24 protein-coding genes and 1 tRNA gene are annotated in these 26,263 nt (G+C 59.4%); 9 read left to right on the plus strand and 16 right to left on the minus strand.

Features of this window, described 5'->3' with window-relative positions; all coding sequences use genetic code 11:
• Positions 1 to 121: 121 nt before the first annotated feature.
• A complete protein-coding gene (locus tag JN524_RS05645; RefSeq protein WP_202368771.1) occupies positions 122 to 1,468 on the minus strand; it encodes an ATP-binding protein in 1,347 nt (448 codons plus the stop codon).
• Positions 1,465 to 2,142: a response regulator transcription factor gene (locus JN524_RS05650; RefSeq protein WP_098965096.1), complete on the minus strand. Its 678-nt coding sequence runs from the start codon at positions 2,140 to 2,142 to the stop codon at positions 1,465 to 1,467. Before JN524_RS05650 ends, JN524_RS05645 begins: the two co-directional genes overlap by 4 nt.
• A 221-nt stretch (positions 2,143 to 2,363) precedes the next feature.
• Between JN524_RS05650 and JN524_RS05655 the strand changes: the two genes are divergently transcribed.
• Together JN524_RS05655 and JN524_RS05660 are read left to right on the plus strand one after the other, a co-directional pair.
• Complete coding sequence (locus JN524_RS05655) at positions 2,364 to 3,155, plus strand: dienelactone hydrolase family protein (protein ID WP_202368772.1); 792 nt, start codon at positions 2,364 to 2,366, stop codon at positions 3,153 to 3,155.
• 159 nt (positions 3,156 to 3,314) lie between these two features.
• Entirely contained in the window at positions 3,315 to 4,040 is a 726-nt protein-coding gene (locus JN524_RS05660; RefSeq protein ID WP_202368773.1) for a 4'-phosphopantetheinyl transferase family protein, read from the plus strand.
• Positions 4,041 to 4,182: 142 nt separating this feature from the next.
• Here the strand turns inward: JN524_RS05660 and JN524_RS05665 are convergent, their stop codons facing one another.
• Positions 4,183 to 5,793: an ATP-binding protein gene (locus JN524_RS05665; protein ID WP_202368774.1), complete on the minus strand. Its 1,611-nt coding sequence runs from the start codon at positions 5,791 to 5,793 to the stop codon at positions 4,183 to 4,185.
• Positions 5,790 to 6,512, minus strand: a complete 723-nt coding sequence (locus JN524_RS05670) for a response regulator (protein WP_202368775.1) — start codon at positions 6,510 to 6,512, stop codon at positions 5,790 to 5,792. Before JN524_RS05670 ends, JN524_RS05665 begins: the two co-directional genes overlap by 4 nt.
• Before the next feature lie 855 nt (positions 6,513 to 7,367).
• Between JN524_RS05670 and JN524_RS05675 the strand changes: the two genes are divergently transcribed.
• On the plus strand, positions 7,368 to 10,262 hold the full coding sequence (locus JN524_RS05675) for a ribonucleoside-diphosphate reductase subunit alpha (protein WP_202368776.1): 2,895 nt from the start codon (positions 7,368 to 7,370) through the stop codon (positions 10,260 to 10,262).
• Between the two features lie 712 nt (positions 10,263 to 10,974).
• Here JN524_RS05675 and flgE read toward each other — a convergent pair.
• The 6 genes from flgE to JN524_RS05705 all read right to left on the minus strand — a co-directional run bounded on the left by flgE (position 10,975) and on the right by JN524_RS05705 (position 16,066).
• A complete protein-coding gene (flgE, locus tag JN524_RS05680) occupies positions 10,975 to 12,294 on the minus strand; it encodes a flagellar hook protein FlgE (protein WP_047295811.1) in 1,320 nt (439 codons plus the stop codon).
• Positions 12,295 to 12,324: 30 nt separating this feature from the next.
• Positions 12,325 to 13,053 carry a flagellar hook assembly protein FlgD gene (flgD, locus tag JN524_RS05685; protein WP_202368777.1) on the minus strand — a complete coding sequence of 243 codons (729 nt, stop codon included), beginning with the start codon at positions 13,051 to 13,053 and terminating at the stop codon, positions 12,325 to 12,327.
• A gap of 15 nt (positions 13,054 to 13,068) precedes the next feature.
• Positions 13,069 to 13,512 (minus strand): flagellar basal body rod protein FlgC, encoded by a 444-nt coding sequence (flgC, locus tag JN524_RS05690; RefSeq protein WP_007963049.1) that lies wholly within the window; start codon positions 13,510 to 13,512, stop codon positions 13,069 to 13,071.
• Between the two features lie 3 nt (positions 13,513 to 13,515).
• Positions 13,516 to 13,923, minus strand: coding sequence for a flagellar basal body rod protein FlgB (gene flgB, locus JN524_RS05695; protein ID WP_007917581.1), 408 nt, complete (start codon positions 13,921 to 13,923; stop codon positions 13,516 to 13,518).
• Between the two features lie 336 nt (positions 13,924 to 14,259).
• On the minus strand, positions 14,260 to 15,087 hold the full coding sequence (gene cheR / locus JN524_RS05700) for a protein-glutamate O-methyltransferase CheR (RefSeq protein ID WP_007963053.1): 828 nt from the start codon (positions 15,085 to 15,087) through the stop codon (positions 14,260 to 14,262).
• 46 nt (positions 15,088 to 15,133) lie between these two features.
• The gene (locus tag JN524_RS05705) at positions 15,134 to 16,066 is read right to left on the minus strand and encodes a chemotaxis protein CheV (RefSeq protein ID WP_041074300.1); all 933 of its coding nucleotides are present in this window, start codon (positions 16,064 to 16,066) and stop codon (positions 15,134 to 15,136) included.
• Between the two features lie 82 nt (positions 16,067 to 16,148).
• Between JN524_RS05705 and flgA the strand changes: the two genes are divergently transcribed.
• From flgA to JN524_RS05725, 4 genes are all read left to right on the plus strand, one after another.
• Positions 16,149 to 16,910 (plus strand): flagellar basal body P-ring formation chaperone FlgA, encoded by a 762-nt coding sequence (flgA, locus tag JN524_RS05710; protein WP_202368778.1) that lies wholly within the window; start codon positions 16,149 to 16,151, stop codon positions 16,908 to 16,910.
• 160 nt (positions 16,911 to 17,070) lie between these two features.
• Positions 17,071 to 17,397, plus strand: coding sequence for a flagellar biosynthesis anti-sigma factor FlgM (gene flgM / locus JN524_RS05715; RefSeq protein ID WP_007917589.1), 327 nt, complete (start codon positions 17,071 to 17,073; stop codon positions 17,395 to 17,397).
• A gap of 48 nt (positions 17,398 to 17,445) precedes the next feature.
• Positions 17,446 to 17,913, plus strand: coding sequence for a flagella synthesis protein FlgN (locus JN524_RS05720; RefSeq protein ID WP_007963060.1), 468 nt, complete (start codon positions 17,446 to 17,448; stop codon positions 17,911 to 17,913).
• 92 nt (positions 17,914 to 18,005) lie between these two features.
• The gene (locus JN524_RS05725; RefSeq protein ID WP_202368779.1) at positions 18,006 to 18,752 is read left to right on the plus strand and encodes a flagellar brake protein; all 747 of its coding nucleotides are present in this window, start codon (positions 18,006 to 18,008) and stop codon (positions 18,750 to 18,752) included.
• A gap of 257 nt (positions 18,753 to 19,009) precedes the next feature.
• Here the strand turns inward: JN524_RS05725 and JN524_RS05730 are convergent, their stop codons facing one another.
• The 5 genes from JN524_RS05730 to JN524_RS05750 form a co-directional block, all read right to left on the minus strand.
• Positions 19,010 to 20,386: an MFS transporter gene (locus JN524_RS05730; RefSeq protein WP_202368780.1), complete on the minus strand. Its 1,377-nt coding sequence runs from the start codon at positions 20,384 to 20,386 to the stop codon at positions 19,010 to 19,012.
• 69 nt (positions 20,387 to 20,455) lie between these two features.
• Positions 20,456 to 21,697 carry a glutamine synthetase family protein gene (locus JN524_RS05735; protein WP_202369028.1) on the minus strand — a complete coding sequence of 414 codons (1,242 nt, stop codon included), beginning with the start codon at positions 21,695 to 21,697 and terminating at the stop codon, positions 20,456 to 20,458.
• Between the two features lie 303 nt (positions 21,698 to 22,000).
• Complete coding sequence (locus JN524_RS05740; RefSeq protein ID WP_202368781.1) at positions 22,001 to 22,693, minus strand: sensor histidine kinase; 693 nt, start codon at positions 22,691 to 22,693, stop codon at positions 22,001 to 22,003.
• Complete coding sequence (locus tag JN524_RS05745; RefSeq protein WP_095137132.1) at positions 22,690 to 24,294, minus strand: tetratricopeptide repeat-containing response regulator; 1,605 nt, start codon at positions 24,292 to 24,294, stop codon at positions 22,690 to 22,692. Before JN524_RS05745 ends, JN524_RS05740 begins: the two co-directional genes overlap by 4 nt.
• Positions 24,295 to 24,602: 308 nt before the next feature.
• Positions 24,603 to 24,679 (minus strand) — tRNA-Arg (locus JN524_RS05750).
• A 294-nt stretch (positions 24,680 to 24,973) separates the two neighbouring features.
• Between JN524_RS05750 and JN524_RS05755 the strand changes: the two genes are divergently transcribed.
• Both JN524_RS05755 and JN524_RS05760 read left to right on the plus strand, forming a co-directional pair.
• Positions 24,974 to 25,204, plus strand: a complete 231-nt coding sequence (locus JN524_RS05755) for a hypothetical protein (protein ID WP_202368782.1) — start codon at positions 24,974 to 24,976, stop codon at positions 25,202 to 25,204.
• Between the two features lie 20 nt (positions 25,205 to 25,224).
• A complete protein-coding gene (locus JN524_RS05760) occupies positions 25,225 to 25,404 on the plus strand; it encodes a PA3371 family protein (RefSeq protein WP_097085814.1) in 180 nt (59 codons plus the stop codon).
• On the opposite strand, the gene phnN is transcribed toward JN524_RS05760, so the two are convergent.
• The gene (gene phnN / locus JN524_RS05765) at positions 25,379 to 25,948 is read right to left on the minus strand and encodes a phosphonate metabolism protein/1,5-bisphosphokinase (PRPP-forming) PhnN (RefSeq protein ID WP_202368783.1); all 570 of its coding nucleotides are present in this window, start codon (positions 25,946 to 25,948) and stop codon (positions 25,379 to 25,381) included. The two genes, JN524_RS05760 and phnN, sit on opposite strands and share 26 nt — an antisense overlap.
• Between the last annotated feature and the right edge of the window lie 315 nt (positions 25,949 to 26,263).

A 26,263-nucleotide genomic window follows, 5' to 3' on the forward strand; every position in this document is an offset into this window, starting at 1 on the left:
CCTGAAAGCTCTCTGCTGAATCCATATTCGAGGCAAATCACTCAGGTCGATCATTTTCTGGAGACACTCAGGTCAGTTCCTTCTACCTCTGGGAGAGGGCTAGGGTGAGGGCAACTTCCAATTAAACCGCAGGAAACTGAATCCTGAACGCCGCCCCGCCCATCGGCGAATCCCCGAGCATCAGCTTGGCGTTGTAGCTTTCGATGATGTCCTTGACCACCGCCAGCCCGATGCCCTGCCCCGGATGCTGGCGATCCAGACGCTCACCGCGCTCAAGGATCCGCGCGCGCTGATTCGGCGGCACACCGGGGCCGTCGTCCTCAATGCACAGCTCGATGCCGGCCAGGCTCTCGCGCACGCTGATGCGCACTTCGCCCAGGCACAGGCGATAGGCGTTCTCCAGCAGGTTGCCCATCATCTCCAACAGCGCGCCCTGTTCGATCGGCACGTAGCAGTGCTCCGGCAGATCGAACGCCACCCGCACGTGTTTGTCGCGGTAGACCTTGTCCAGCGTGTCGCACAGGCTTTTGAGCACCGGTTGCAGCCGCACCTGATGGCGCACCAGGCCGCTCTTGCGCAGGCTGGCGCGCTGCAGTTGATAGCTGATCTGCTGACTCATGCGCTCGATCTGGGTTTGCAGCACCCAGGCCTGATCGCGATCTTCCGGGCGTTGGGCCATGTCTTCACTGACCCCTTGCAGTACCGCCAACGGGGTCTTCAGGCTGTGCGCCAGATCATCGAGGGAGTCGCGGTAGCGGCTGCGCTGCTGGCGCTCACTGTGCAGCAAACGGTTGAGCGAGCCGGTCAGGCGCAGCAGTTCGCGCGGGTGCTGTTCGGTGAGGCTTTCACGAGTGCCGCTTTCGATTTCGTCGAGCTCCTGACTCAACCGGCGCAAGGCTTTCAAACTCCAGGTCAGGCCAATCCACAACAGCGCAAGCAAGACAAACAGTGCAGCACCAAAGCCCAGATAAAGGTTGTCGCGCAGGCCTTCGAGCGTCGATTCGTACTCGTGCACCGGTTGCAGGGTCACAAAGCTGAATGCCGCACTCTTGCCCCCGAGCAACTTGACTTCGACGTCGTAGACAAAAAATTCCTGACCGCTGGCCTGGCGAATCCGCGCGAACTCATTGCCCATGCCGTCGTAACGCGGCTTGTAGTTGATCTGCCCTTCTTCTGTGCCCTTGGAGCGCCAGACCAGATGCCCCTCGCGATCATAGATGTAGCCCAGCAGACGCCCGTCAGTAAGGTTGAATCGCTCGTCAGGCAACTGCGCCGGCATCTGCAGGCGACCGTTCTCGATACGTGCCGCCGAAATCAGCGTGGTCACATCCGAGGCCAGGCGCTGCTCGATCGAGTCCTGCAACGCCAGGCTGAACGCGCCCTGCATGGCCGGCAACAAGCCGAGCATGAACAACACCGCCAACGTGGTGGCAGCGAGCATCAAACGAACGCGAAGAGAACGAATCAAGTGCAGCGCTCATTGAACAGGTAGCCGAGACCGCGCACGGTGTCGATCGGCTTGAACCCGCCCGGGCCTTCGAGCTTGCGGCGCAGACGGCCGACCAGCACTTCGATCACGTTCGGATCGCGCTCGTCGTCATCCGGATAGAGCTGCTCCATCAGGCGATCCTTGGGCACCACTTGCTGGTGGTGGCGCATCAGGTATTCGAGGATGCGGTATTCGTAGGCGGTCAGCGCCAGCGGCTCTTCATCCAGCGACGCCTGTTTGCGATTGAGATCAAGCAACAACGGCCCGGCGACGATGGTGGACTGGGTGAAGCCGCTGGAGCGACGCAGCAAGGCGTTGAGTCGCGCCTCGAGTTCTTCGAACTGGAACGGCTTGACCACGTAGTCGTCGGCACCGGCAGCGAGGCCCTCGACCTTGTCTTGCCAATTGCCACGCGCGGTGAGGATCAGGATCGGAAAGGTCTTGCCGCTCGAGCGCAACTGGCGGATCAGGTCCAGACCGCCCATGCCCGGCAGACCGAGGTCAATCACCGCCAGATCGAAGTTGAACTGCCCGGTCTGGTACAGCGCCTCTTCGGCATTGGCCACGGACTCGACCACATGACCGCTCTCCGTCAGGCGGGTTTGCAGGTGATGGCGCAACAGCGCTTCATCTTCGACGACCAACAGTTTCATAACGCTCTCCCGGGCAAATCAAAAAGCTCCAACGTCAACAGCATACTTGTGAGGGCGAGTCTGCTCGCGAAGGCGACGGCACAGGCGACAACTTTCTCATTGCTGTTCGATAGGCTGCAAGGTTAGCAAGCCGCCCCTGTACCTGCCCTGAACACTCGGTGAACCTGCACTGAATCAAATCGACTAGGCTGTCCTGACCACTTTCGATAAGGAGACCGACCATGCGCCTGTTCCTCGCCCTCGCCCTGCTCGCCGCCAGCAGTCTGGCCAACGCCGCGATCAAGACCCAGGAGATTCCCTACCAGAGTGCCGACGGCACCAAACTGATCGGCTACTACGCCTACGACGACGCGATCAAGGGCAAACGCCCTGGAGTCGTCGTGGTGCATGAATGGTGGGGCTTGAACGACTACGCCAAACGCCGCGCCCGCGATCTCGCCGAACTGGGCTACAGCGCGCTGGCGATCGACATGTACGGCGAAGGCAAGAACACCGAGCATCCGAAAGATGCGATGGCATTCATGCAAGCCGCGACCCAGGATGCCGCGGCCTCCAGCAAACGTTTCGAGGCCGGGTTGAATCTGCTGAAAAAGCAGCCGCAGACCGACGTGAATAAAATCGCCGCCATCGGTTACTGCTTCGGCGGTGGCGTGGTGCTCAACGCCGCGCGTCAGGGCGAGCCGCTGGCGGGCGTGGTGAGTTTCCACGGTGCGCTGGCGACCACCACCCCGGCGACGCCCGGCAGTGTGAAGGCAAAGGTTCTGGTCGAGCACGGTGCGCTGGACAGCATGGTCACCGCGGACAACGTCACCGCGTTCAAGAGTGAAATGGACAAAGCCGGCGCCGACTACACATTCGTCAGCCTCGACGGCGCCAAGCATGGCTTCACCAATCCGGATGCCGATCGCTTGAGCCACGGTGAACACGGTGGCCCGGATATCGGTTACAACAAGGCCGCCGATGAAAAATCCTGGGCGGACATGAAGGCGTTCTTCCAGAAGATCTTTGGCTGATCCACATCCACCCTGTAGGAGCTGCCGAAGGCTGCGATCTTTTGATCTTAAAAAGCAAGATCAAAAGATCGCAGCCTTCGGCACCCCTACAGGATTAGCGCCGCCAGATACAGGATTTGGCTCTACCCAGCATCCGCGCCAACCGGCAAAATGCCCGCCATGAATTCCAGCCCGCTTCTCCCCGCCTGCTGCACCCCGCTCGACGCCCACTGGCCGTTGCCTAACGTGTTGCCCGACACCGTCCTGCTCAGCACCTGTTTCGATCCGAAACAACTGCTCGGCGATGACTTCCAGCGCAGCGCCATCGAGCCGCCGCCGAGCATTCAGCGCTCGGTCGCCAAACGGCAGGCCGAGTTTCTCGCCGGGCGGGTTTGCGCCCGGGCCGCGCTGCAGCAACTGGAAGGCTCAAGCGTGATTCCGGCGATTGGCGAAGACCGTGCGCCGGTATGGCCGGCGCACATCTGCGGCTCGATCACCCACAGCACCGGGCGTGCGGCGGCGATTGTCGCCAACAAGCAACACTGGCGCGGCTTGGGCATGGATCTGGAAAACCTGCTCGAGACCGAGCGCGCCGAACGCCTGGCCGGGGAGATTCTGACGCCTGCGGAACTGCTGCGCATGACCGCCGGTGCGCGGGAAGAACTGGCGTTGCTGGTGACCCTGACGTTTTCGGTGAAAGAGAGCCTGTTCAAGGCGCTGTATCCGATTGTGCAGAAGCGCTTTTATTTCGAGCACGCCGAGGTGCTGGAGTGGACGGAGCGGGGTCAGGTCCGGTTGCGTTTGCTGACAGATCTGTCCACTGAATGGCGTCACGGCACCGAGCTGGAGGCGCAGTTTGGTGTGCAGGATGGGCAGTTGTTGAGTCTGGTCAGCATTCCTGCCTGAGGATTTTTCAGCGCCGGTGAGGGCCCATCGCTGGCAAGCCAGCTCCCACAAGTTTCAGGGGTGTATCCAAAATCTGTGCTTGCCACGGACACTGTGGGAGCTGGCCTGCCAGCGATTGGGGCCGGCAAAACCAACACAAAACTCAGCGGCGTTCCTGATTCCTCGGCCAGCTCAAACTGAAGCAAGCCCCACCCAGGCTCTTGCTCTTGTTGATCAGCGCCCGACCGTCATGCCAGTGGATGATCCGCCGCACAATCGACAGCCCCAGCCCGTGCCCACCAGAGGCCCGCGTGCGGCTGTCATCCAGACGCAGGAACGGCGTGAAGATCCGCTCCCACGCCGACTCCGGTACGCCCGGCCCGTCATCCTCGACATCGACCCGGCAGCGCAACTGCCCGACCTGATAACTCACCGTGACGTTCGAGCGTGCATGGCGCATCGCGTTGCTCACCAGATTCTGCAACGCGCGGTGCAGAAAGCGCGGCTCGGCCTCGACCCAGGCGCCGTCGTTATCCGCTGCCGACAGACATAACCCGCGTTGCACCGTGACCTCGGCACGCAACGGCGCCAGTTCTGCGATCACCTGATTGACCAGCGCATCGAGGTCAATGCGTTGAAAGGTCAGTGCTGGCGAACCCTGTTCCAGCCGCGCGTAAGTGAGCATTTCGTCCACCAGCTTATCGAGATCCTCGATGTCGTGATCCATGCCCTCACGGTATTTTTCCAGCGCTTGCGGGGTGGTGGCCGAGCCAATCATCTCCAACCCGAAACGCAGGCGCGCCACGGGAGTACGCAATTCGTGGGACACCGCGCGCACCAGTTCGCGCTGAATTGCCAGCAACTGCTGCAAGTGCTCAGCCATGCCGTTGAACGCTGCCGCCAGTCGCCCGACCGAGTCAGCTCCGCGGGCCGGCACGCGGGTTTCCAGGCTGCCCTTGGCGATGCGTGTGGCTGCCGCTTCGAGTCCGCGCAGACGTCGTTCGAGCTGACGCACCAGCAGATACACGATCAGACCGATCAGGCTCAGGCCCAGGGCCGCAATCAGCACCAGCCATTGCGGCGGATACGGATTCATCTGATACAGCGGGCCGATCTCCAGCACCCAAGGCGTGCCGACCATGCCGGCAAACACCCGGATCGAATCCCCGCCCTTGCCCAGCGCCATCACCGTATCGCCCTCGGACACGCGACGACTCTGGTCTTCGTCCATGTCGGCTTCATTGACCGTGACCAGTCGCAGATCGAAACCGAAGCCCTTCTCTTCCTTTAACTGCGCCAGCCGCTTGGGTTGTTCGCCCACCGGAAAACGCACCAGTTCATCGGCCAACAGATAAATAGTCGCGCGCGCCAGTTGCTCGCTGATCTGCTGCACGTCGCCGGTGAGCACCAATTGTTCTTTATCACTGACCAGTCTGTAGACTCGCGCCGCATGCGGGCCGGTCTGCTCCACCAAGGCCTGACCGCGCTGCACCCGGGCGCGCTGAGAGAGATCCAGATCGGTCTCGGAAAACTTCTTCAGCGCCAGCGGAATCCCCAGCAGACGCTCCCAGACCAACAACGCCCGATGGCGCTCGGTTTCGTTCATCGGTTGCAGGTTGTCGGCCATCAGCGAGAACGTGCCGTGGGCCAGGCGCTCGCGGTATTGCTCGCTGCGCACCTGATTGAGCAGGTGCAGCGCCAGCACACCAAGCACTGCCACCAGAATCAGCGCCGCGCACATGCCGCCATAGATGCGCAGGAAGATCGAGTTCACAACGCCAGATCCACACAGGCTTCAGGGACGAACAGATAGCCTTTGCTGCGGATGGTCTTGATCAGGCGCGGGTGATCGGGGTCGTCACCGATTTTCGGGCGGATGCGCGAGATGCGCACATCGATCGAGCGATCCTGGCCGTCATAGCCGATGCCGCGCAGCGCAGTGAAGATTTCTTCGCGAGAGAGGATTCGTCCGGCATTCGACACCAGCAGCCAGAGCAGGTCGAATTCGGCGCTGGTCAGTTCGATGCCACTGTCGCTGAGCCAGGCTTCGCGCAAAGCGTTGTCCACCACCAGCGGGCCGAATTGCAGACGACGGTTTTTTTCCGCGATCGGCTCGGCTGTGTCGCTGCGGCGCAGCAAGGCCTGAATGCGCGCCAGCAACAGCCGTGGGCGCACCGGTTTGCACACGTAATCATCGGCACCGAGGTCGAGGCCTTGAATCTGGTCAGCGTCGTCGGTGCGCGCGGTGAGCATCAGGATCGGCCCGTCGTAACGATCGCGCACCTTGCGGCAAATGCTCAGGCCGTCTTCACCGGGCAGCATCAGGTCGAGGATCACCAGATCCGGCTGCTCCTTGATGATCCGCGCCGCCGCCAGCGCGCCGTTGCCTTCGATCTCCACGCGCAATCCATTGGCTTGCAGGTATTCGCGGGTGAGTTCGGCCAGACGCTGGTCGTCCTCGACTATCAATACCTGCCAGGCTTCTTGCTCCACCGGTGACCTCTGCTTGCTGTTTTTATTAATAAGGCAGAAACGCATTGCCCCCTGTAGGAGCTGCCGCAGGCTGCGATCTTTTGATCTTGCTTTCTAAACTCAAATGATCGCAGCCTGCGGCAGCTCCTACACAGGTGTGCGGTTGCCCGCAGATTCGGATCCTCCCGTCTTTTTGTCATCTTTCGGGAGGATAAGAATGGGTAAACACAGCCCGATTGTATAAACGGCGTACAGCCAGAACACAAGTCGGCAAATGCGTTCGGACAAGGCGGTTTTTTGTGATAGGGTTCGCGCCCTTAAAAATCCGCTGAAGCGTTTTTCCCGAGTGAAAAACAGTGACAAACGGTCTAGCTCAGCAGGTTCGCGGCCTACACGCGAATCAGCCCTTTCGCACACAATTTACGCACAGGTTTATCCACAGGCTATACGTTGCAATACTCCCCCAAAACGCATTATCTTGTAGCCCGTGCGTAAAAAACCCCTACATGTAGGGGTTTTCGCAAAAAACCAAACACAAACCGGACAGTGAATTCAAGGCTTTTTATTGCCATTGTCGGGTTGAACCAAACGTATTTTCGAAAGCCCAAACCGCGCCTGCGGATGGCTACCGTTTTTCAGTCGACCACGACGATACGGTACGGGTGTTGCAGTGACGAATCTGCTCCCCGAAAGGAATGCGGTCTCACGCGTATCGCGCGAACCGAAGACTTCGGCATGGAAGCGGCGCCCACAAGGCCCCCTTCCTGAACTGTCCCGAAGTCGTTATGCCCGGCGCGTGCCGGTTGTAGTGCTTCAGGACGGAACGGTGGGCACCTTGATGGTGCCCAAACAAACATAGAGAACGTGGAGACACCCATGCAAACCGACACAACTCGCGAGAACCCGCAGGGCACCTTGCCGCAGGCCGCCGATTCGAATTCGGATCTGGCCGCCACCGCGCCTGGTCAACTGCGCGTGATCAAGCGTAATGGCACTGTCGTTCCTTACACCGATGACAAGATCACCGTCGCTATCACCAAAGCGTTTCTCGCAGTTGAGGGCGGCACCGCTGCCGCTTCGTCGCGAATCCACGACACCGTTGCCCGCCTGACCGAACAAGTCACCGCGACCTTCAAGCGTCGCATGCCTTCGGGCGGCACCATCCACATCGAAGAGATCCAGGACCAGGTCGAACTGGCCCTGATGCGTGCCGGCGAGCAGAAAGTCGCTCGCGACTACGTGATCTACCGTGACGGCCGCTCGAAAGAACGCGCAGCCCATGCGCCGGTAGAAGCTGCGGTCGACGCGCACCCGTCGATCCGTATCACCCGTGCCGACGGCAGCCTCGCGCCGCTGGACATGGGCCGCCTGAACACCATCGTCACCGAGGCCTGCGAAGGCCTGGCTGAAGTCGATGGCGACCTGATCCAGCGCGAAACCCTGAAGAACCTGTACGACGGCGTGGCCCTGAACGACGTCAACACCGCACTGGTGATGACCGCGCGTACCCTGGTTGAACGTGAACCGAACTACTCGTTCGTCACCGCCCGCCTGCTGATGGACACCCTGCGCGCCGAAGGCCTGGGCTTCCTCGAAGTGGCCGAAAGCGCCACTCACCACGAGATGGCCGACCTGTACGCCAAGGCACTGCCGGCTTACATCGCCAAAGGTATCGAGTTCGAACTGCTGAACCCTGTGCTGGCCACCTTCGACCTGGAAAAACTGGGCAAGGCGATCAACCACGAGCGCGATCAGCAATTCACCTACCTGGGCCTGCAGACCCTGTACGACCGTTACTTCATCCACAAGGATGGCGTGCGTTTCGAACTGCCGCAGATCTTCTTCATGCGCGTGGCCATGGGCCTGGCGATCGAAGAGAAGCAGAAAGAAGACCGTGCGATCGAGTTCTACAACCTGCTGTCGTCCTTTGACTACATGGCTTCGACTCCGACCCTGTTCAACGCCGGCACCCTGCGTCCACAGCTGTCGAGCTGCTACCTGACCACCGTTCCGGACGACCTGTCGGGCATCTACCACGCGATCCACGACAACGCCATGCTGTCGAAATTCGCTGGCGGCCTGGGCAACGACTGGACCCCTGTGCGTGCCCTGGGTTCGTACATCAAGGGCACCAACGGCAAGTCGCAAGGCGTGGTTCCGTTCCTGAAAGTGGTGAACGACACCGCCGTAGCCGTTAACCAGGGTGGCAAGCGCAAAGGCGCTGTGTGTGCCTACCTGGAAACCTGGCACATGGACATCGAAGAGTTCATCGAACTGCGCAAGAACACCGGTGATGATCGTCGTCGTACCCACGACATGAACACCGCCAACTGGATCCCTGACCTGTTCATGAAGCGTGTCTTCGATGACGGCAAGTGGACCCTGTTCTCGCCATCCGAAGTACCGGACCTGCACGACCTAACCGGCAAAGCCTTCGAAGAGCGCTACGAGTACTACGAAGCCCTGACCGAGTACCCGGGCAAGGTCAAGCTGTTCAAGACCATCCAGGCCAAAGACCTGTGGCGCAAAATGCTCTCCATGCTGTTCGAAACCGGCCACCCATGGCTGACTTTCAAAGACCCGTGCAACCTGCGTAGCCCGCAGCAGCACGTCGGCGTGGTTCACAGCTCGAACCTGTGCACCGAGATCACCTTGAACACCAACAAGGACGAGATCGCCGTTTGCAACCTGGGCTCGATCAACCTGCCGAACCACATCGTCGACGGCAAGCTGGACACCGCCAAGCTGCAACGCACCGTGAACACCGCCGTGCGCATGCTCGACAACGTGATCGACATCAACTACTACTCGGTGCCGCAAGCGAAGAACTCCAACTTCCGCCACCGTCCGGTCGGTCTGGGCATCATGGGCTTCCAGGACGCTTTGTACCTGCAGCACATCCCTTACGGTTCCGACGCTGCCGTCGAGTTCGCCGACAAGTCGATGGAAGCGGTCAGCTACTACGCGATCCAGGCGTCCTGCGACCTGGCTGACGAGCGCGGCGCGTACGAGACCTTCAACGGTTCGCTGTGGTCCAAAGGCGTCCTGCCCCTGGATTCGCAACAGATCCTGATTGAACAACGCGGCCAGAAGTACATCGACGTTGACCTGAATGAAACCCTGGACTGGGCACCGGTTCGCGCCCGTGTACAGAAAGGCATTCGTAACTCCAACATCATGGCCATCGCACCGACCGCGACCATCGCCAACATCACCGGCGTATCGCAGTCGATCGAACCGACCTACCAGAACCTGTATGTGAAATCGAACCTGTCGGGCGAATTCACCGTGATCAACCCGTACCTGGTTCGCGACCTCAAGGCTCGCGGTCTGTGGGACTCGGTCATGATCAACGACCTGAAGTACTACGACGGTTCGGTTCAGCAGATCGAGCGCATCCCGCAAGAACTCAAAGAGCTCTACGCGACCGCGTTCGAAGTGGATACCAAGTGGATCGTTGACGCCGCCAGCCGTCGTCAGAAGTGGATCGACCAGGCCCAGTCGCTGAACCTGTACATCGCCGGCGCCTCGGGCAAGAAGCTCGACGTGACCTACCGCATGGCCTGGTACCGTGGCCTGAAAACCACCTACTACCTCCGTGCCCTGGCCGCGACCAGCACCGAGAAGTCGACCATCAACACCGGCAAGCTGAACGCTGTTTCCAGCGGCGGCAACCACGGCGACGATTCGGTTCTGGCAGCTCCGGCCGGCCCAGCGCCAGTGCCAAAGGCTTGCGCGATCGACGAGCCGGATTGCGAAGCTTGCCAATAAGCTGAGCCGGATCAGGCGTTGCGAGACGCCTGATTCTTCCAGGCAAAAGAAACCCCCGACAGACTTCTGGTTTGTCGGGGGTTTTCTTTTGCCTGCCATTTACCTGTAGGAGCTGTCGAGTGCAACGAGGCTGCGATCTTTTGATCTTTAGTGCTCTGCCAAAGATCAAAAGATCGCAGCCTTCGGCAGCTCCTACAGGGATTACGTGAATCTGACGGAAATTAGTTGGCTCGCGGGCCGCCATCGCCAGCAGGCTGGCTTCCACAGAAGAGCAAAAGCCAAGCGCATGCTTTTCACCACTCAATGGCCGAGTGTCAGCTCGCCGAAAGCTTTTGATCTTGCCGTACCGGCCCCGTCGGCAGGCTGAGCGTAGGGATTTATCCGGGGGTGGGAGCGCAGCGACCGTTTGGCGAAGCCAAACACAGCGAGAGGAGGTGCAGCGAAGCAAACCGTAGGCGATGCCCCGGATGAATTCCGCAGCGAAGGAACCCGAGCCTAAGCGAGGGCCGAACGCCGGGGCCAAGCCTTTTGGTTACTTTTCGCTGGGCCGGCACTCCGGCGTCTGAAAAAGTGACTCGCCGTAAGGGCGAAACCGCCAACCGCAGCACCCGAAGCAACGGATATTCACCCAATCAAAACCGCCGCCACCCAATAGCCGTCCACAAAAAAGCCCCTCAAAAAGAGGGGCTCCTTGCACAATCAGAAACCCGAATCAGGTCATCTGAATGATGGTCTGCATGATGGTGCTCTGGGTCGAAATGGTCTTGGCGTTCGCCTGATAGTTGCTCTGGCCCTTGATCAGATCCACCAGCTCGTTGGTCAGGTTAACGTTGGACTCTTCCAGCGAGTTGGACACCACCTCACCCAAGGTACCGGTTTTCGGCGCGTCGTAACCCGGGATACCCGAGGCGAACGTCTCTTTCCAACTTGTGCCGCCGACAGGCTGCAGGCCTTGCTCGTTGGTGAAGCTGGCCAGCGCAACCTGGCCGATGGCCTTGCTCTGGTTGTTGCTGAAGTTGGCGAACAGCGTACCGGTGCCGTCGATGGTCAGGTTGGTGATCTGGCCAGTGGCGTAACCATCCTGAGTCGGGATCGAACGAGCGGTATCTGCGTTGTACTGGGTGGTCTGCGCCATCGAAATGGTGATACCGGCCGGGTTCGCCGAAGCGCCATTAGGCGTGAACGTCCCGTTAACCACAGTACCCGGAACCCAGCCAGTGAGCTTCAGGTCACTGCTGATCACAGGACCTGGCGGAGTACTGACCTGGGTCAGCTTGCCAGCAGAGTCAAAGGTCATGGTGGAAGGCACTGGCGCGGTGACCTTCGGATCGCTGCCGGTAGCGTCCGGGTTACGACCGTCTACCAGGGTGTAGACCTTCCAGGTGTTCTGGCCAGTCTTCACCACGTACTGATCCATGACGTGCGAGTTGCCCTGAGAGTCATAGATCGGAGTACTGAACTGCTTGGTGTATGTCTCGAGTTTTGTCGGGTCGAAGACGACAGCGTTAGCGCCGGTATCGGTGATCACCGGTGCCGACGAGTTCAGGTTGATGGTCGAGGTCACCAGCGAGGTGGACTTCGGCGCCAGGTTGGAAGTATCGATTTTCAGGTCGGTCAACACACCGTTGATGATCTTGCCGTTGGCATCCACACCGTAACCTTGCAGACGCGAGGTGTAATCGGTGTTAGTGATGTAACCGGCATTGTCGACTTTGAACGTGCCGGCACGGGTATAGGAAATCGAGCCGTTGTTGCTCATGGTGAAGAAGCCGGAACCGTTGATGCCCATGTCCAGCACGTTGCCAGTGTTGTTGATATCACCCTGGGTGAACTGCTGGGACACGTTGGCCAGACGCACACCGTTGCCGATGACTTTGCTGCCGCTACCCAGGCGAGTGGCCGAGTAGACGTCTTCGAATTCTGCACGGGACGATTTGAAACCGGCGGTCGCGACGTTGGCGATGTTGTTGCCGGTCACGTCCAGTTGTTTGTTGGCTGCATAGAGACCGCTAAGGCCGATATTGAAAGACATATTCCACTCCTTTGTGCCGGTTAGTCGGCTCTATATACCAATGGTTTGTACTTTGGACAGGGCGACGGTGCCCTTGCCGGACAGGTTGAGCATCAGCTCGCCACCGGTCTGACTGATCGTCACGCTGTTGACCGTGGCTGGCAGGTAGGTCGCCATATCGGTCGAGGTGCCATTGATCGATGCGTTGGCTTTGACGGTATAGGTTCCGGTCGGCACAAGATTGCCGTCCTTGTCCTTGCCGTCCCAGGTGAAACTCGCGCTGCCTGCGGCGCGACTGCCCAGATCGATGGTACGAACCACCGTGCCGCTGCTGTCGGTAATGCTGACGGTGCCGCCGGCAATCGACGACGGGACGGTGACCGAACCGGTCATGCCTTTGCTCGGGTCGTCCAATTGAACGGTATTGGTCTGCACGATCACGTTGCGGCCCACCAGCGACGACGCCTGCAGTGCCTGCGACGAGTTGTAGTTGCCGGCCAGCGAGCTGACGGTGCTGTTGAGGGTGGTGATGCCCTCAAGGCTGCTGAACTGCGCCAGCTGCGCAACGAAGGCGCTGTTGTCCTGCGGGTCGAGCGGGTTCTGGTTTTTCAGCTGGGTGACCAGCAGTTGCAGGAACGCGTCCTTGCCCAGGGCTTTGCCGCCGGTGCTGCTGTTGGTCGCTGAGGCAATGCCATCGGTGGTCGTACTGCTCGTTTTCTTCGAGGAGTTCGCCAGGATGTCATTCATGCTCAAGCTGCTGGTGGTATCGGAAACACTCATGGCCGTCGCCCCTTATTACTGACCGAGGGTCAGTACCTTCTGCATCATGGTTTTGGCGGTGTTCATCATTTCGGCGTTGGTCTGGAACGACCGGCTCGCGGAAATCATGTCAGCCATTTCTTCCACCACGTTGACGTTCGGGTAGTAGACGTAGCCCTTGGCGTCAGCGGCCGGATGGTTCGGCTCGTAACGCGCCTCGAGATTGCTTTGGTCTTCGACCACGCCGAGTACCTGAACGCCCTGCCCCGCAGCGTCCTGACTCTGGAACAGCGAGTTGCTGCCAGTGTTCTGGCCGCCCTGGAACATGGTGGCGAACACCGGGTGACGGGCACGGTAAGTCTGGTCGATGCTCGACGAAACGGTTTCGGCGTTGGCGATGTTCGAAGCCACGGTGTTCAGGCGCGTGGTTTGTGCGCTCATGCCGCTGCCGGCAATGTTGAAAACGCTGGACAGGGACATGGATTACTCTCCGCGCAGGGCTGACACCAGCCCTTTGAATTTGCTGTTGAGCAGGGTGAAGCTGGCCTGGAAGCCGACCGCGTTTTCCGCGTAGTTCGACTGCTCAAGCTGAGCGTCAACGGTGTTCTGGTCGATCGAAGGCTGCATCGGCGTGCGATACATCAGCGACTCGTCGCCATTGCCCAGGCCTTCAGCTTCGATGTGACGGCTGTTGGTCATGTTCAGGGCGATGGTGCCGTTGGCGTTCTTCTGGGTCTGTGCTTCAAGCACTTTGGAGAAGTCCAGATCCCGAGCCTTGTAGTTCGGGGTATCGGCGTTGGCGATGTTGTTGGCCAACACTTCGGCACGCTGGGCGCGGAAGCCCAGTGCCTTTTCGTGAATGCCGAGCGCTTTATCGAAGCTGATGCTCATGTCGGGAACCTTCGGGTGACCGGTTTTTCGTAACTGAGCTTTAGCAAGCGCCGTGCCAAACAGAAGAACCCCCGTAAACCGGGGCTTTGCGAGAAGTCGGCAAAGCGGCAATGCCAGAAAAGCGGCAACCGGCTTCCGCTGGCTGCCGCTTTTCTGCCGCTCCGACGACTCCCCTGTAGGAGCTGCTGAAGGCTGCGATCTTTTGATCCTGTTTTTGCTGCATTACAAGCAAGATCAAAAGATCGCAGCCTTCGGCAGATCCTACAGAGGGATGTGAGAGGCAAAAAAACGGCAGGCCTTTGCGGGCCTGCCGTTTTTTTGCTGTTGCCGATGCAATCATTTCGCCTGGTAAATGATCCCCGGGCTGCACTGAACCATCTGGTAATGATCCGGCAAACCGTTCAGCGCTTCGGAAGCGCCAAGGAACAGATACCCGCCCGGCTTCAGCGTGCTGTGAATGCGCAACAGGATGTCTTTCTTCACCTCGGCGGAGAAGTAGATCAGCACGTTGCGGCAGAACACGATGTCGAACTTGCCCAGGCTCGCGTAACTGTCGAGCAGGTTGAACGAACGGAATTCCACCCGGTTCTTGATCGGCGCCTTGATCACCCAGCGCCCCGGCCCTTTCGGGTCGAAGTAGCGCTGCAGACGATCGGCGGACAAACCGCGACCGATCGCCAGGCTGTCGTACTCCCCGGTCTTGCAGTTGGTCAGCATGCTGCCGGACAAGTCCGTGGCAACAATCTGCACGCCCATCTTCAACTGACCGAGGTTGCTGCGCTCGAACTCGTCGATCGACATCGACAGCGAATACGGTTCCTGACCCGACGAGCACGCCGCCGACCAGATCCGCAGACGCTGGTTGGGACTGGCCTTGATCGCCTCGGGCAGCACCTTGTTCTTCAAGACTTCAAACGGATAGGTGTCCCGAAACCACAGGGTTTCGTTGGTCGTCATGGCATCGACCACCTGCTCGCGCAAACCGCTGCGCGGCTGGGTCTGGATGCGCTGCACCAACTCACCCAGGGACTTGATGCCTTGCTGCTCCATCAGTTTGTTGAGACGGCTCGAGACCAGGTACTGCTTGTTTTCACCGAGCAAAATGCCACAGGCTTTTTCCAGGAAGACCCGGAACTGTTCGAAATCCAAATTACCCGTAGACAATGATGCCGCCTCTTAAATCGTGTTGATCGCCAGGGACAAAAGGTCCCTAGCTGATATCTGCTGCTTTGATCCGGTCGACTACCCGGGATGCCAGGTCATCAGGACGGAATTTGGCCAGGAAGTCATCGGCACCGACTTTCTTGACCATCGCCTGATTGAATACCCCCGACAACGAAGTATGCAGGATGATATGAAGCTTTTGCATGCGCGGGTCGCTGCGGATCTCCGCCGTCAGGGTGTACCCGTCCATCTCCGGCATCTCGATGTCGGAAATCATCATCAGGAACTCTTCTTCCGGCTTCTTGCCCTCATCGACCAGCTTGCGCAGGTAATCCAGTGCCTGCTTGCCGTCGTTCAGCGCCACCACTTCGACCCCGACCGTCTGCAGGCAACGCGTGACCTGCTTGCGCGCCACCGACGAGTCATCGACCGTCAGCACCCGTAGCGACAACGCCTTGCTCTGGGTTTCGACATCGACCACACCGACCGAAATTGCCTCGGGCGTCGGCGCCACTTCCGCCAGCACCTTCTCGACATCGATGATTTCGACTAACTGATTGTCGACCCGAGTCACAGCCGTCAGGTAGTGATCGCGCCCCGTGCCCTTGGGCGGCGGATGGATCTCTTCCCAGTTCATGTTGACGATGCGCTCCACCGAGCGAACCAGGAAACCCTGGGTCTTGGTGTTGTACTCCGTGATGATCACGAACGGACTGTTCTTGTCTTTCAACGCCCCGGAACCGGTCGCCATTGCCAGATCAAGGATCGGAATGGTCGCCCCCCGGATATTCGCCACCCCGCACACGACAGGACTGGACTTGGGCATCAACGTCAGCGACGGGCATTGCAGCACTTCCCGCACCTTGAACACGTTGATGCCGTAGAGCTGTTGACCGTCGAGACGGAACAACAACAGCTCCAGGCGATTCTGCCCTACCAGTTGCGTGCGCTGGTTCACCGAATCCATTACACCAGCCATGCCCAGACTCCTACACCAACGCCAAGTGTTGTTGCGACGCACATTCATTGCTAAACGGCACGGCGCTTGCTTTTTAACTCGTATGAACGCTCAAACGACATTTTTCCGACACCTGACCTCCCGCACCCGCAAAGCGCTGTGCGCGACGTCTGCCGTCTGTTTGTTTTTCGCTGGCAGCCCTGCCGGTGCAGATACGGTTACCTTGCCTGACATGCTTATCGGCGTCACCCAAGGCTTTCTTGAGTTCACCGTAGAAGACTATCTGGCTACCAGTCAAACGGAAGGCCGCTACGAAATCGAGGTCAACCAGCTCGATCCACGTATGCGCATGCCTATGTGCGACAAGGAATTGACAGCGTCGCTGGAGAGTCCGGCCCGTCCGCTGGGCCGGGTAACGGTCAAGGTCCGATGCGAGGGAAGCTCGCCATGGACGGTGTTCGTGCCCGCTCAAGTCCGCCTGTTTCGCGAGATTGTCACTACCACCCGACCGCTGAAACGCGCCGGAATTATCGAACCGCAGGATGTGACCTTGCGTGAACGCGACATCAGCCAGATCAATCAGGGTTTCCTGACGTCGGTGGATGAAGCCATCGGGCAGAAATTGACCCGACCAACGGTCGCCGATCAGGTGATTACCCTGGTGCATCTGGAACAGGCTGAAGTGGTGCGCAAGGGTGATCAGGTGGTCATCATCGCCCGCAGCGGTACGCTCGCCGTGCGCATGCCCGGCGAAGCCCTGGCCAATGGCGGTTTGAAAGAACAGATCCGGGTGAAAAACCTCAATTCCAACCGGGTGATCAAGGCGCAAGTCATCGCGCCGGGCCAGGTGGAAGTGGCCATGTAAAACGCTCAGGCAGAAAACTGGCGCCGGCCTCGATGCTTCCCTAAACTGTGCCGCAGCAGAACACGCTTCGGCACATGCAGCTCATTGCAAAGTGAGCCTAAAGTTTTCCAGGGAATGGCCGAGAACATGGCAAGCGTCCAAATTCCCAGAGGTTTTTAACATGGTCATCGATTTCAGCCGTTTGAACAGCTCCTCGTCACTTACGGGCAGTACACGTACCAGCAACGCCAAGGAAACCGCCGAATCCGGCACCTCCGCGCCGCTGAATACCCAGGCCGAAACGGCCAGTACCGCAAAAAGCGGGGAATCGGTACACCTCAGCAATGAGGCTCAACAGTTGCAGAAGGTCACTGACAAGCTGCGCGATCAGCCTGCCGTCGACAAAGCCCGGGTGGCCGAGTTGAAAGCAGCGATTGCCGATGGCAGCTATAAAGTCGACAGCAACCGTGTAGCCAGCAAACTGCTCAACTTCGAAGCCCAGCGCTAGGCTTTTGCCGGCGCCAGGCTTTTGGACGCTTAAAACCCAAGGCCAGCCATGCACGACACTAATTTATTGCAACTGATCACCGACGACTTTGCTCCAGCTCAACAATTGCTGGAGTTACTGCAAACCGAGTCCCTCGCCTTGCACGGTCGCGACATGCCTTTGCTCGAAGATATTCTGGCGCGCAAACAGGCATTGATCATTTTGCTTGAACAGCATGGCCGCAAGCGCAGCGAAATCCTCGCCAGCCTCAACCTGCCGCTCGACCGTCAGGGCCTGGAGCAACTGGCCAGCCACTCGAGCATTGGCGACCAGTTGCTGGCCCAGAGCGACGTGTTGACCGACCTGATTGCCCAGTGCCAGGCGGCCAACGTCAAGAACGGCCAGTCGATCCAGATTCAGCAGGCCGCCACGGCCAATCAACTGAAAATCCTCACCGGGGGCGAGCCACCTGCGTTGTATGACGCCTCGGGCACATTCGCCAAACCTACCAAGCCGCGTACGCTCAGCCAGGCGTGAGCCATTCGATGTGCCTGCACTATCAACCCGCGAAACATGCTGGCAAAATGCTGGCTAGTCGTAGTCAAATTTTGTCTGGAGATTGAGAAAACGTGCCAAACGCCCTAAGCGCGGATGATAGTCCGCAGCCACCAAAGGTGCTGACCACGCCCCTGGAAATCTCCAGCAACCTGCGCCAGCTGCAAGAAAGCCACGATCCACTGATCATCACGTTCCACGAACGCAGCCAGCGTTTCCAGAGCTACCTGATCAAGGTCGACCGCGATACCGCGACGATTACCCTGGACGAGATGATCCCGCGCGATGGCGAGCGCTTTCTGCAGGCGGGCGAACCGTTCAAGGTCGAAGGCTTCCACGAGGGCGTGCGCATCGCCTGGGAATGCACCGGCACGCTGAACATCGAAGAATCCGAGGGCGATCGCTTCTACACCGGCGAACTGCCGACCGAAGTGGTTTACCACCAGCGCCGCAACGCCTTTCGGGCAGCCCTGAAGCTGACCGATCTGGTCAGCGTCGAACTCGGCGGCGAAAAGCTCAAGGCGCCGATCAACGGCAAACTGCTGGATATTTCCGCCACCGGTTGCAAGCTGCGCTTTGAAGGCGACATCACCGACCGCCTGCAACTGGGTCAGGTCTACGACCGCATGATCGCCACCCCGCTGTTTGGCAATCAACCTATCTCGGTCGAACTGCGTTATCTGCACTTCGAAGAAAAGCTCAACATCACCTTCGCTGGTCTGCGTTTCCACAACATCAGTGGCCAGGCGGCGCGCAACGTCGAACGCTTCGTCTATCAGTTGCAGCGTGAAGCACGCCGGTTCGATAAAGACGATCTGTGATTCGTACAGGCAAATAGAAAGGGCAGCCCCTCGCGGGACTGCCCTTTTTTATTTCCATTGTCCCGTCCTGGCCTGGAGATCCCTGTGGCGAGGGGATTTATCCCCGATGGGTCGCGTAGCGCCCCCAAGACCTGCCGATGCGCAGTATCAGATACTTCGCATGCGTTGATTTTGCGACTGCTTCGCAGCCGGTCGGGGATAAATCCCCTCACCACAGTTAAAGCATCATTCTTTGAACAGCCTTACCCTCACCCGATTCAGGGTCTGGCCCCACTGATGTCTGGTGTCGGTTTATCGCCCTCATCAGCCGAATCAGTTTCCGCCGCCGCTTCAGGCTGCACTTCGGGTTCTGGCTCCGGCTCCGGCGTAACCGTGGTCTGCATCTGCTCCTGCACCACCTGCTCATCCACTCGCGGATCGAGTGCTGCAACCAACGGCGAGCTGGACATGCTGTCCGGCATCGCCACGTGGTGCAGCGGTGCGTCGTCGACCTGATGCAGATTGGTCACCGCTTTCGGGCGGATGCGCCACACCAGCACCAGCGCGAAGAAACTGAAAAACGCGTACAGGCTCTGACTGCCGAACAGTTTCATCAGCACCCCGGCCAGCAGCGGGCCGATGCTCGCGCCAACCCCGTAGGTCACCAGCAGCATCGCCGTCAGCGACACCCGGCGATCGCCCTCGACGTGGTCGTTGGAGAACGCCACCGCCAGCGGATACAGGCAGAACTGCACCAGCGAACACATGAACCCGACGACAAACAGAACTTCCAGCGGCACCTGCGGCAGGATCGCCAACGGCAACGCCGCCACCGCGAGGAACCCGGCAAAACAGCGGATCAGCAGCGCCCGGTCATAACGGTCGGACAACCAGCCCAACGGCCACTGCACCAGCAGCCCGGCAAAAATGCAGCTACCCATGAACAGACCGACCTGCTCGGTCGACAGCCCCTGCTGCGAGGCATACAGCGGCGCCAGACCGTAGAACGAGCCGATGATCAGACCAGCACCGAGCACCGTGCTCAACGACTGCGGCACGCGCTTGATAAAGAAGCGCGGTTCCATCGGTGCCGGATGCAGCGGCGCCGGGTGAATTCGTCGGGTCAGCGCCACCGGCACCAGACACAGGGCAAAACACAGCGCGACCAGCATCAGCAGCTCCAGGCCGAGGCCCGGATGCATGACCAGAATCAACTGACCGAGCACCAGCCCCAGATACGAAGCGATCATGTATCCGCTGAACACCAGCCCGCGCTGGTTGGCGTCGGCCTGCTCGTTGAGCCAACTCTCGATCACCATGTATTGGCACATCATGCCCAGACCGACGATGGTCCGCAGCACCAGCCACGCCGGCAGCCAGTCGACCAGGCCATGCCCGAGCACCGCCGCGCCGACGATCCCGGCACACGCCGAATAAGCGCGAATGTGTCCGACCCGGGCAATCAGCCGGTGACCGATCTTGCCACCCAGCACCAGACCGAAATAGTTGGCCGCCATCAGCGCACCGACCCACAGTCCATCGACATGGTCAGCAGCCAGGCGCAATGCCAGGTAAGTAGATAGGAGGCCCGAGCCGATCAACATCATCAGCGAGGCGAAATACAGCGCTCGAAAGGATTTCCAGATTTGGCGCATCGGCGTTCCGAGCGGCTCCTTGCAGTGAGTATCGGACTATCAAGACGATAGCCCGACGGCGACAGTTAGTCAGGCCTGGGCTGCTAGAACACGCCGTTCCCAGGGAGTGATTTCATCAAAGAAGCTGGTCAACTCCATGGTCTTCGAAGCGATGTAGCCTTCGATGAACTCCTGTCCGAACAGTTCCCTGGCCAATTGGCTACGTTTCAGACGCTCGAGCGCGGCATGCAAGGTACACGGCAGCGAAAGATTGTCCGGCACTTCGAATTCGCCCTGAATCGCCGCACTCGGCTCCAGCTCATGCTCGATCCCATGCAAGCCGGCGGCCAGACTCGCGGCAATCGCCAGATACGGGTTGGCATCGGCGCCAGGCAAACGGTTTTCCACGCGTCGAGCCACCGGCGAACTGGCCGGAATTCGCAACCCTGCGGCGCGGTTGTCATGGGACCAGCAGGCATTGTTCGGCGACGCATACGGGTGACACAGACGCTGATAGGAGTTTACGTTCGGCGCAAACAGCGCTGTGAAATCAGCCATGCCCGCCTGCTGCCCGCCGATGAAATGGCGGAACATTGCGGTCGGCTGGCCGCTCTCGTCACTGAACACGTTGTTGCCGGTGGCGATCTCGACGACGCTCTGGTGAATGTGCATCGAACTGCCCGGCGTGTGCGCCAGCGGCTTGGCCATGCACACTACGCTCAGACCATGCTTGAGCGCGACTTCCTTGAGCAGGTGTTTGAACAGGAAGGTCTGATCGGCGAGCAACAGCGGATCACCGTGCAGCAAGTTGATCTCGAACTGGCTGACGCCCATTTCATGCATGAAGGTATCGCGTGGCAGACCGAGGGCGGCCATGCATTTATAGACTTCGCTGAAGAATGGCCGCAGGCCATTGTTGGAGCTGACACTGAACGCCGACTGCCCATCCTCACGGCGTCCATCAAGACCTACCGGCGGCCGGAACGGCTGGGTCGGATCGATGTTCGGCGCGAAGACGAAGAATTCCAGCTCGGTCGCCACTACTGGCGCCAGACCGCGTGCGGCGTAACGGGCGATGACTTTCTTGAGTTGGCCGCGGGTCGACAGATTGGAGCTTTCGCCGCTCAGTTCGTCGGCATCGCAGATGGCCAGAGCGCGCGGTTCATCGCTCCATGGCAGGGGATGGATCATGCTCGGCTCGGCGACCAGCGCGAGGTCGCCGTCATCGCTGCCGTAAAACCGCGCCGGCGGATAACCGCCCATGATGCATTGCAGCAGCACTCCCCGCGCCATCTGCAAACGCCGCCCTTCGAGGAAACCCTCGGCGGTCATCACCTTGCCGCGCGGCACGCCGTTCAAATCCGGCGTGACACATTCAATCTCATCAATGCCGGTCAGTCGCTGCGCGAGTGAACGCTGGCCATCGGTTGTCATGACGCAATCCTTGTTATTGTGCGAGCCGCAAGCGGCGACCCGTACAAAATAGGCTCCGGCTGTTCGGAATATCAAGCAGCGTCAAACAAAAAAGGCCGCCACTGAATTTCCGTGTAGGAGCTGCCGCAGGCTGCGATCTTTTGATCTTAAAAAAAGTCAAAAGATCGCAGCCTTCGGCAGCTCCTACAGGGGGGCATGCCTTCAGGGCAGGTAGAGGCTGAAGATCCCGCCACCCAACGGTCCGCCATTGCGGATTTCGGTGTGCCCGACCACGCCATTGCGCTGATGCAACGCAGCAATGCGGTTGGCGAAATACAGGCCCAGACCAGTGCTGCCGCTGCCGTGATTGATGCCCTGCACGTAATCAGCCTGACGCTCGAGCATCGCTGCCGGGTAACCGTCGCCGTCATCGTTGACGCTCAACACCAGTTGCCCAGCCTCGTCGCTGACGGTAATCAGCAGCGACTCGCGGGCATAACGAATAGCGTTGTTGATGCAGTTGCCCAGCACCGACGCAACCAATTCGCGATCGAAGAAACCCAGCGGGCTAAGCGGATCAACTTCGTAGGTGGCAATGATCCCGCGACTGGCGAACACCTCCTGGTGCGCGGCCAGTTGCGCCTCAATGAAATCATCCAGCTCGTGATACGCCGGTTGCAGCGGCAACTGGTTGACGCCGAGCTTGTACAGTCCAAGCAGTTGCACCAGCATGCCGTTGAGGTGGGCGAACTCGAAGTCGATCACACCCTGCTCCGCCCCTGCGCGCTGCCCCTTGGGCAAGCGCGCCAGCCACTGGCTGTGGGCTTGCATCAGCATCGCCAGCGAGTTCTTCATGTCGTGAACGGTGGAGGCGATCACCGTGGAGAAATCCAGCGCCTGCTCGTCTTGGTTCATTCGCCAAACGCCTTGCTTTTCAGCTTCTGATAACGCGCAAAACGCGCGTCGGTGTCGGGCATCAGGCCGACCATTTTCAGGCAGGCCCGACATTCTTCCAGCTCCGCCGACGGCACACTGGTGTCGGTGCCGTGCAGCAGCGACTGGGCCATGTTCAGCGCGATACTGATGTTCTTCGGTTGCATCTTCAGCGCCTTGCGGAACACCTCGCGGGCCTCCACCAGGTTGCCGGTCTTGTACACGCGCACGCCCTGACGGTTGAGGTCGGCGGCAGCGTTGCTCGAACTGAGGATAGTGGGGTCGTCGGTGAGCTTAGCGATGTCTTTCATCACCGCCGGATCGTCACCGTAGATCTCCGCACAGCTCTTGAGCATCGAAGTGCCCGCCTCGGCCTGACCGAGCATCTGCAATTGCTTGGCCACCAGCAGCGCCGCTTCAGGGCTCATGAACTGCTCCATGCCGTCGAGGCGCATCAGCGCTTGTTCGGTAAGCTTGTCGGCGGTCTCGGCATCGTTGAGCAGCAGACTGGTTGCCTTCATCAGCCGCGCACGAATCTGCAGGCCGGGGTCAGACGGGTTCTCTTTGGCGACGGCGCTGAGCGTGGTGTTGATCTCCAGCCGCGTGCGCGTGTCGAGCCCGCGCTCACTGCCCTTGCTGATCAGGGCATGAGCCAGACCAAGGTTGCTTTCCGGATCCTTGAACCGCGACTGCGCACCCTGCGCCACCGCCTGACGATAGGCCCGGGACGCGGTGTCGAAATCCTCGTTGGTCATCGCCAGTTTGCCGAGCAACGCCTGCCGGCGCACCGCCAGCGGCGACAAACGAATCGCCTCCTCCAGCACCCGCTGCGCGCCTTTGGTATCGCCCTCGGCGACCAGCACATCGGCCATGCCGTCGTACAGCGCCGGCATCATCGGGAACACTTTCAGCGCCTTTTCGTAAACATCCTTGGCCTGCGCCACTTGCCCACGCTTGAACAACAACTTGCCCAGCCCGGCAAACGCCCACGGCAACGGCCGATCAGCGATGATGCTGTCGTAGAGGCGTTCAAGCGCTTCGTTCTGGTTCATGTCGCGCAGCGCATCGGCGCGATAACGCAGGCACAGCGGCGAATAACGGATGTCCTGCTTGCACAGCGCAATACAGGCATTGAGCACCTCGACCGGTTTACCGCGATCAAGGGCTTGCAGAATCGGTTTGAGCAACGTCTTGCGCTGCTCCAGACGCTCCAGACGCTGCGCCAGACCGGAGCGATTGAACGGCTTGGTCAGGTAGGCATCCGGCTCATGCTCCAGGGCACTGAGCACCATCGCCTGACTGGTCTCGGCCGTGACCATGACAAACACCGCTTCATGGCTGATTAGCTTTTCCGACATCAAGTCTTCCAGCACCTGCTGGCCGTTCTTCTTGCCGTCGCCGAGGTGGAAATCCTGCAGGATGAAATCGTAGGACTTCTGCGCACACATCTTCAGCGCCTGCTCGCCGGTATCGGCGGTATCCACATCCTTGACCCCCAGTTCACGCAGCATCGAGCGTACGGAACTGCGGAAATCCGAGAAATCATCGACGATCAGAAAACTCTTTTGGTGATACGACAGCATCGAGGATTTCCAGGCAATTGAAGTAGGTGAACCGGGGGCGTTTTCACAGGCGCGCTGATGATAGCTGGAGGCCAAATGCTATCAAGCGATTTCGCGCGAGTCTGAGGTCGCCGAATGAGTTATCGGCAAGGGGTGGGGTTCTCTGAAGTGGGTGTTCAAGATTCCTTGAGGAATAATGAAGCTGTCTGGCTGAACGATTACCGGTAAGTGCCAGACTCCGATAAGCCAACCGCAGGCGCATAAAAAAGCCCTGAGATGTGGCCCTGCTCGAGGCTTTTTGGGTGGACGCTTTTAGCATCCGGAACTGATGGTGTCCCAGGGCAGGTTCGAACTGCCAACCTTCCCCTTAGGAGGGGGATGCTCTATCCAATTGAGCTACTGAGACACTGAGTTGTCGCGGCCGGACTCGGCGCGACGGACGGCATGCATGTTAACGGCCAGCCCTTGATTTGTCATGTCGTCCGTGGGCTTTTTAAGTGTAGGCAGGCGCCCTGCAAGGTTGCGAGAACATTTACCGTGCAATTTGCACTACCTCAAAAAGCCATCATTGCAGATTGCAACCCGCGCCTTATGAAAAAACCTTGCAAATCCTTGTTTTTAAAGGACTTAACAGCAGTTAGACTGTTGGCACGACGGCTGCTTTGTCTGTTCTCACAACAGCACAAACGGAGTCCGCCCCATGAACAGCACTCTCCTGCTCGCAAACGCTATCGCACTGGCGGTTTTGGTCGGCTTTCATTTTGTTCCCGAGCGTGCTGAACCGGTGGCCCAGCGCATGCCGCATTACTTGCAGGTGCAGAAGGCGCCGCAGTGGGCGGTGCTGAGCGATCAGAGCGACTTCGCAGCACAGGCAGTCAATGAGCCTGAGCAAGCACAGCCGACGCGCGAAACCGAACGTCTGGTTTTTTGAAATATCTTCAGGAGTACAGCATGTCCAAATCAGCCGCAGGATTTCTGATCCTCGCCTTATTGAGTGGCGTTGTGCATTTTTCGCTGTTCGAGGAAACCTCAGTCACCCTGCCCCTGATTGGCTGCGGCGTGTTTGCGGTGTTGTTTGTACTGGCCCTGGTGGCTGGGCGCAGGATCAAGTTTGATCCGGTGCTGCGTTAAGCCGGATCAAGTCCAGCAGTTGCTTGACGGCGTCCGCCAGGTCGCCCGAGTTGTCGATCATGTGCACGAGCAAGTCAGTTGCCCTTCTGTCCCTGAAAAGCGTATTGCGCGCCAGCCTCGCGTCAATCTGCTCAGGCGTCTCCCGGCCCCGCCTGAGCAGGCGCTCACGCAAGACCTCGTCCTTGACCGTCAGAAGCACCGGCAGCAGCGTCGGATAGCGCTCAAGCGCCTGACGCAGATTGGCGCGTGAGCCGTTCACCAGCACAGATCGTCCAGTCCGTAACCGCTCGTCCATTTCTGCCAGGATGCCATAAGCCAGCCCATTGGCCTGCCAGGCCAGCGCGAAATCCCCGGCTTGCTGGCGTCGCTCGAACTCTTCGGGCGTCACGCCGATGGCATCCTCACCCACCGATTCCGCTGATCGGGTAATCACTCTGCGGATGATTTCGCAGTTCAACTCACGCAAAGGCTCACGCGCGGCCTCGATCAGGCTGTCCTTGCCTGAACCGGAGGGTCCCATCAGATAAATAAGCCTGCCATCCATCCTGAAAACGCCCTCCAACGGGTGTTTGCCCTAGTAAATCGGCAAATTGCCACTATCCTGTACAGGTAAGGAACAAGGATTGAAAGCCGCATAGCATGCACGTTCTGACGTCTTCGGACATCAACAGATGTGCACCCGGAAGCGGTCATTGATGCGGACCAAGGCAAAGTTTTCAAACCAGTCCGCATTTCTGATAATTGGTGCTGGCATTACGCCTTTACCCAGCTCAATATTTGTCACAGAATTGACGCCAATGATCTGGCAATTTTGAGGCATGATGCGGGCCTCTTAACAATTCAGGTTGAACCATTTGGC

Origin of the sequence: Pseudomonas sp. MWU318 (assembly GCF_016756945.1) — a bacterium.
Classification (GTDB): Bacteria; Pseudomonadota; Gammaproteobacteria; order Pseudomonadales; family Pseudomonadaceae; genus Aquipseudomonas; species Aquipseudomonas putida_A.

Coding starts and splice junctions, on each gene's coding strand:
- JN524_RS05650 (WP_098965096.1), bottom strand. CDS start 2,142: ATGAAACTGTTGGTCGTCGAAGATGAAGCGCTGTTGCGCCATCACCTG.
- JN524_RS05655 (WP_202368772.1), top strand. CDS start 2,364: ATGCGCCTGTTCCTCGCCCTCGCCCTGCTCGCCGCCAGCAGTCTGGCC.
- JN524_RS05660 (WP_202368773.1), top strand. CDS start 3,315: ATGAATTCCAGCCCGCTTCTCCCCGCCTGCTGCACCCCGCTCGACGCC.
- JN524_RS05675 (WP_202368776.1), top strand. CDS start 7,368: ATGCAAACCGACACAACTCGCGAGAACCCGCAGGGCACCTTGCCGCAG.
- flgE (WP_047295811.1), bottom strand. CDS start 12,294: ATGTCTTTCAATATCGGCCTTAGCGGTCTCTATGCAGCCAACAAACAA.
- flgD (WP_202368777.1), bottom strand. CDS start 13,053: ATGAGTGTTTCCGATACCACCAGCAGCTTGAGCATGAATGACATCCTG.
- flgC (WP_007963049.1), bottom strand. CDS start 13,512: ATGTCCCTGTCCAGCGTTTTCAACATTGCCGGCAGCGGCATGAGCGCA.
- flgB (WP_007917581.1), bottom strand. CDS start 13,923: ATGAGCATCAGCTTCGATAAAGCGCTCGGCATTCACGAAAAGGCACTG.
- JN524_RS05705 (WP_041074300.1), bottom strand. CDS start 16,066: ATGGCTGGTGTAATGGATTCGGTGAACCAGCGCACGCAACTGGTAGGG.
- flgA (WP_202368778.1), top strand. CDS start 16,149: ATGAACGCTCAAACGACATTTTTCCGACACCTGACCTCCCGCACCCGC.
- flgM (WP_007917589.1), top strand. CDS start 17,071: ATGGTCATCGATTTCAGCCGTTTGAACAGCTCCTCGTCACTTACGGGC.
- JN524_RS05720 (WP_007963060.1), top strand. CDS start 17,446: ATGCACGACACTAATTTATTGCAACTGATCACCGACGACTTTGCTCCA.
- JN524_RS05730 (WP_202368780.1), bottom strand. CDS start 20,386: ATGCGCCAAATCTGGAAATCCTTTCGAGCGCTGTATTTCGCCTCGCTG.
- JN524_RS05735 (WP_202369028.1), bottom strand. CDS start 21,697: ATGACCGCCGAGGGTTTCCTCGAAGGGCGGCGTTTGCAGATGGCGCGG.
- JN524_RS05740 (WP_202368781.1), bottom strand. CDS start 22,693: ATGAACCAAGACGAGCAGGCGCTGGATTTCTCCACGGTGATCGCCTCC.
- JN524_RS05745 (WP_095137132.1), bottom strand. CDS start 24,294: ATGCTGTCGTATCACCAAAAGAGTTTTCTGATCGTCGATGATTTCTCG.
- JN524_RS05755 (WP_202368782.1), top strand. CDS start 24,974: ATGAACAGCACTCTCCTGCTCGCAAACGCTATCGCACTGGCGGTTTTG.
- JN524_RS05760 (WP_097085814.1), top strand. CDS start 25,225: ATGTCCAAATCAGCCGCAGGATTTCTGATCCTCGCCTTATTGAGTGGC.
- phnN (WP_202368783.1), bottom strand. CDS start 25,948: ATGGATGGCAGGCTTATTTATCTGATGGGACCCTCCGGTTCAGGCAAG.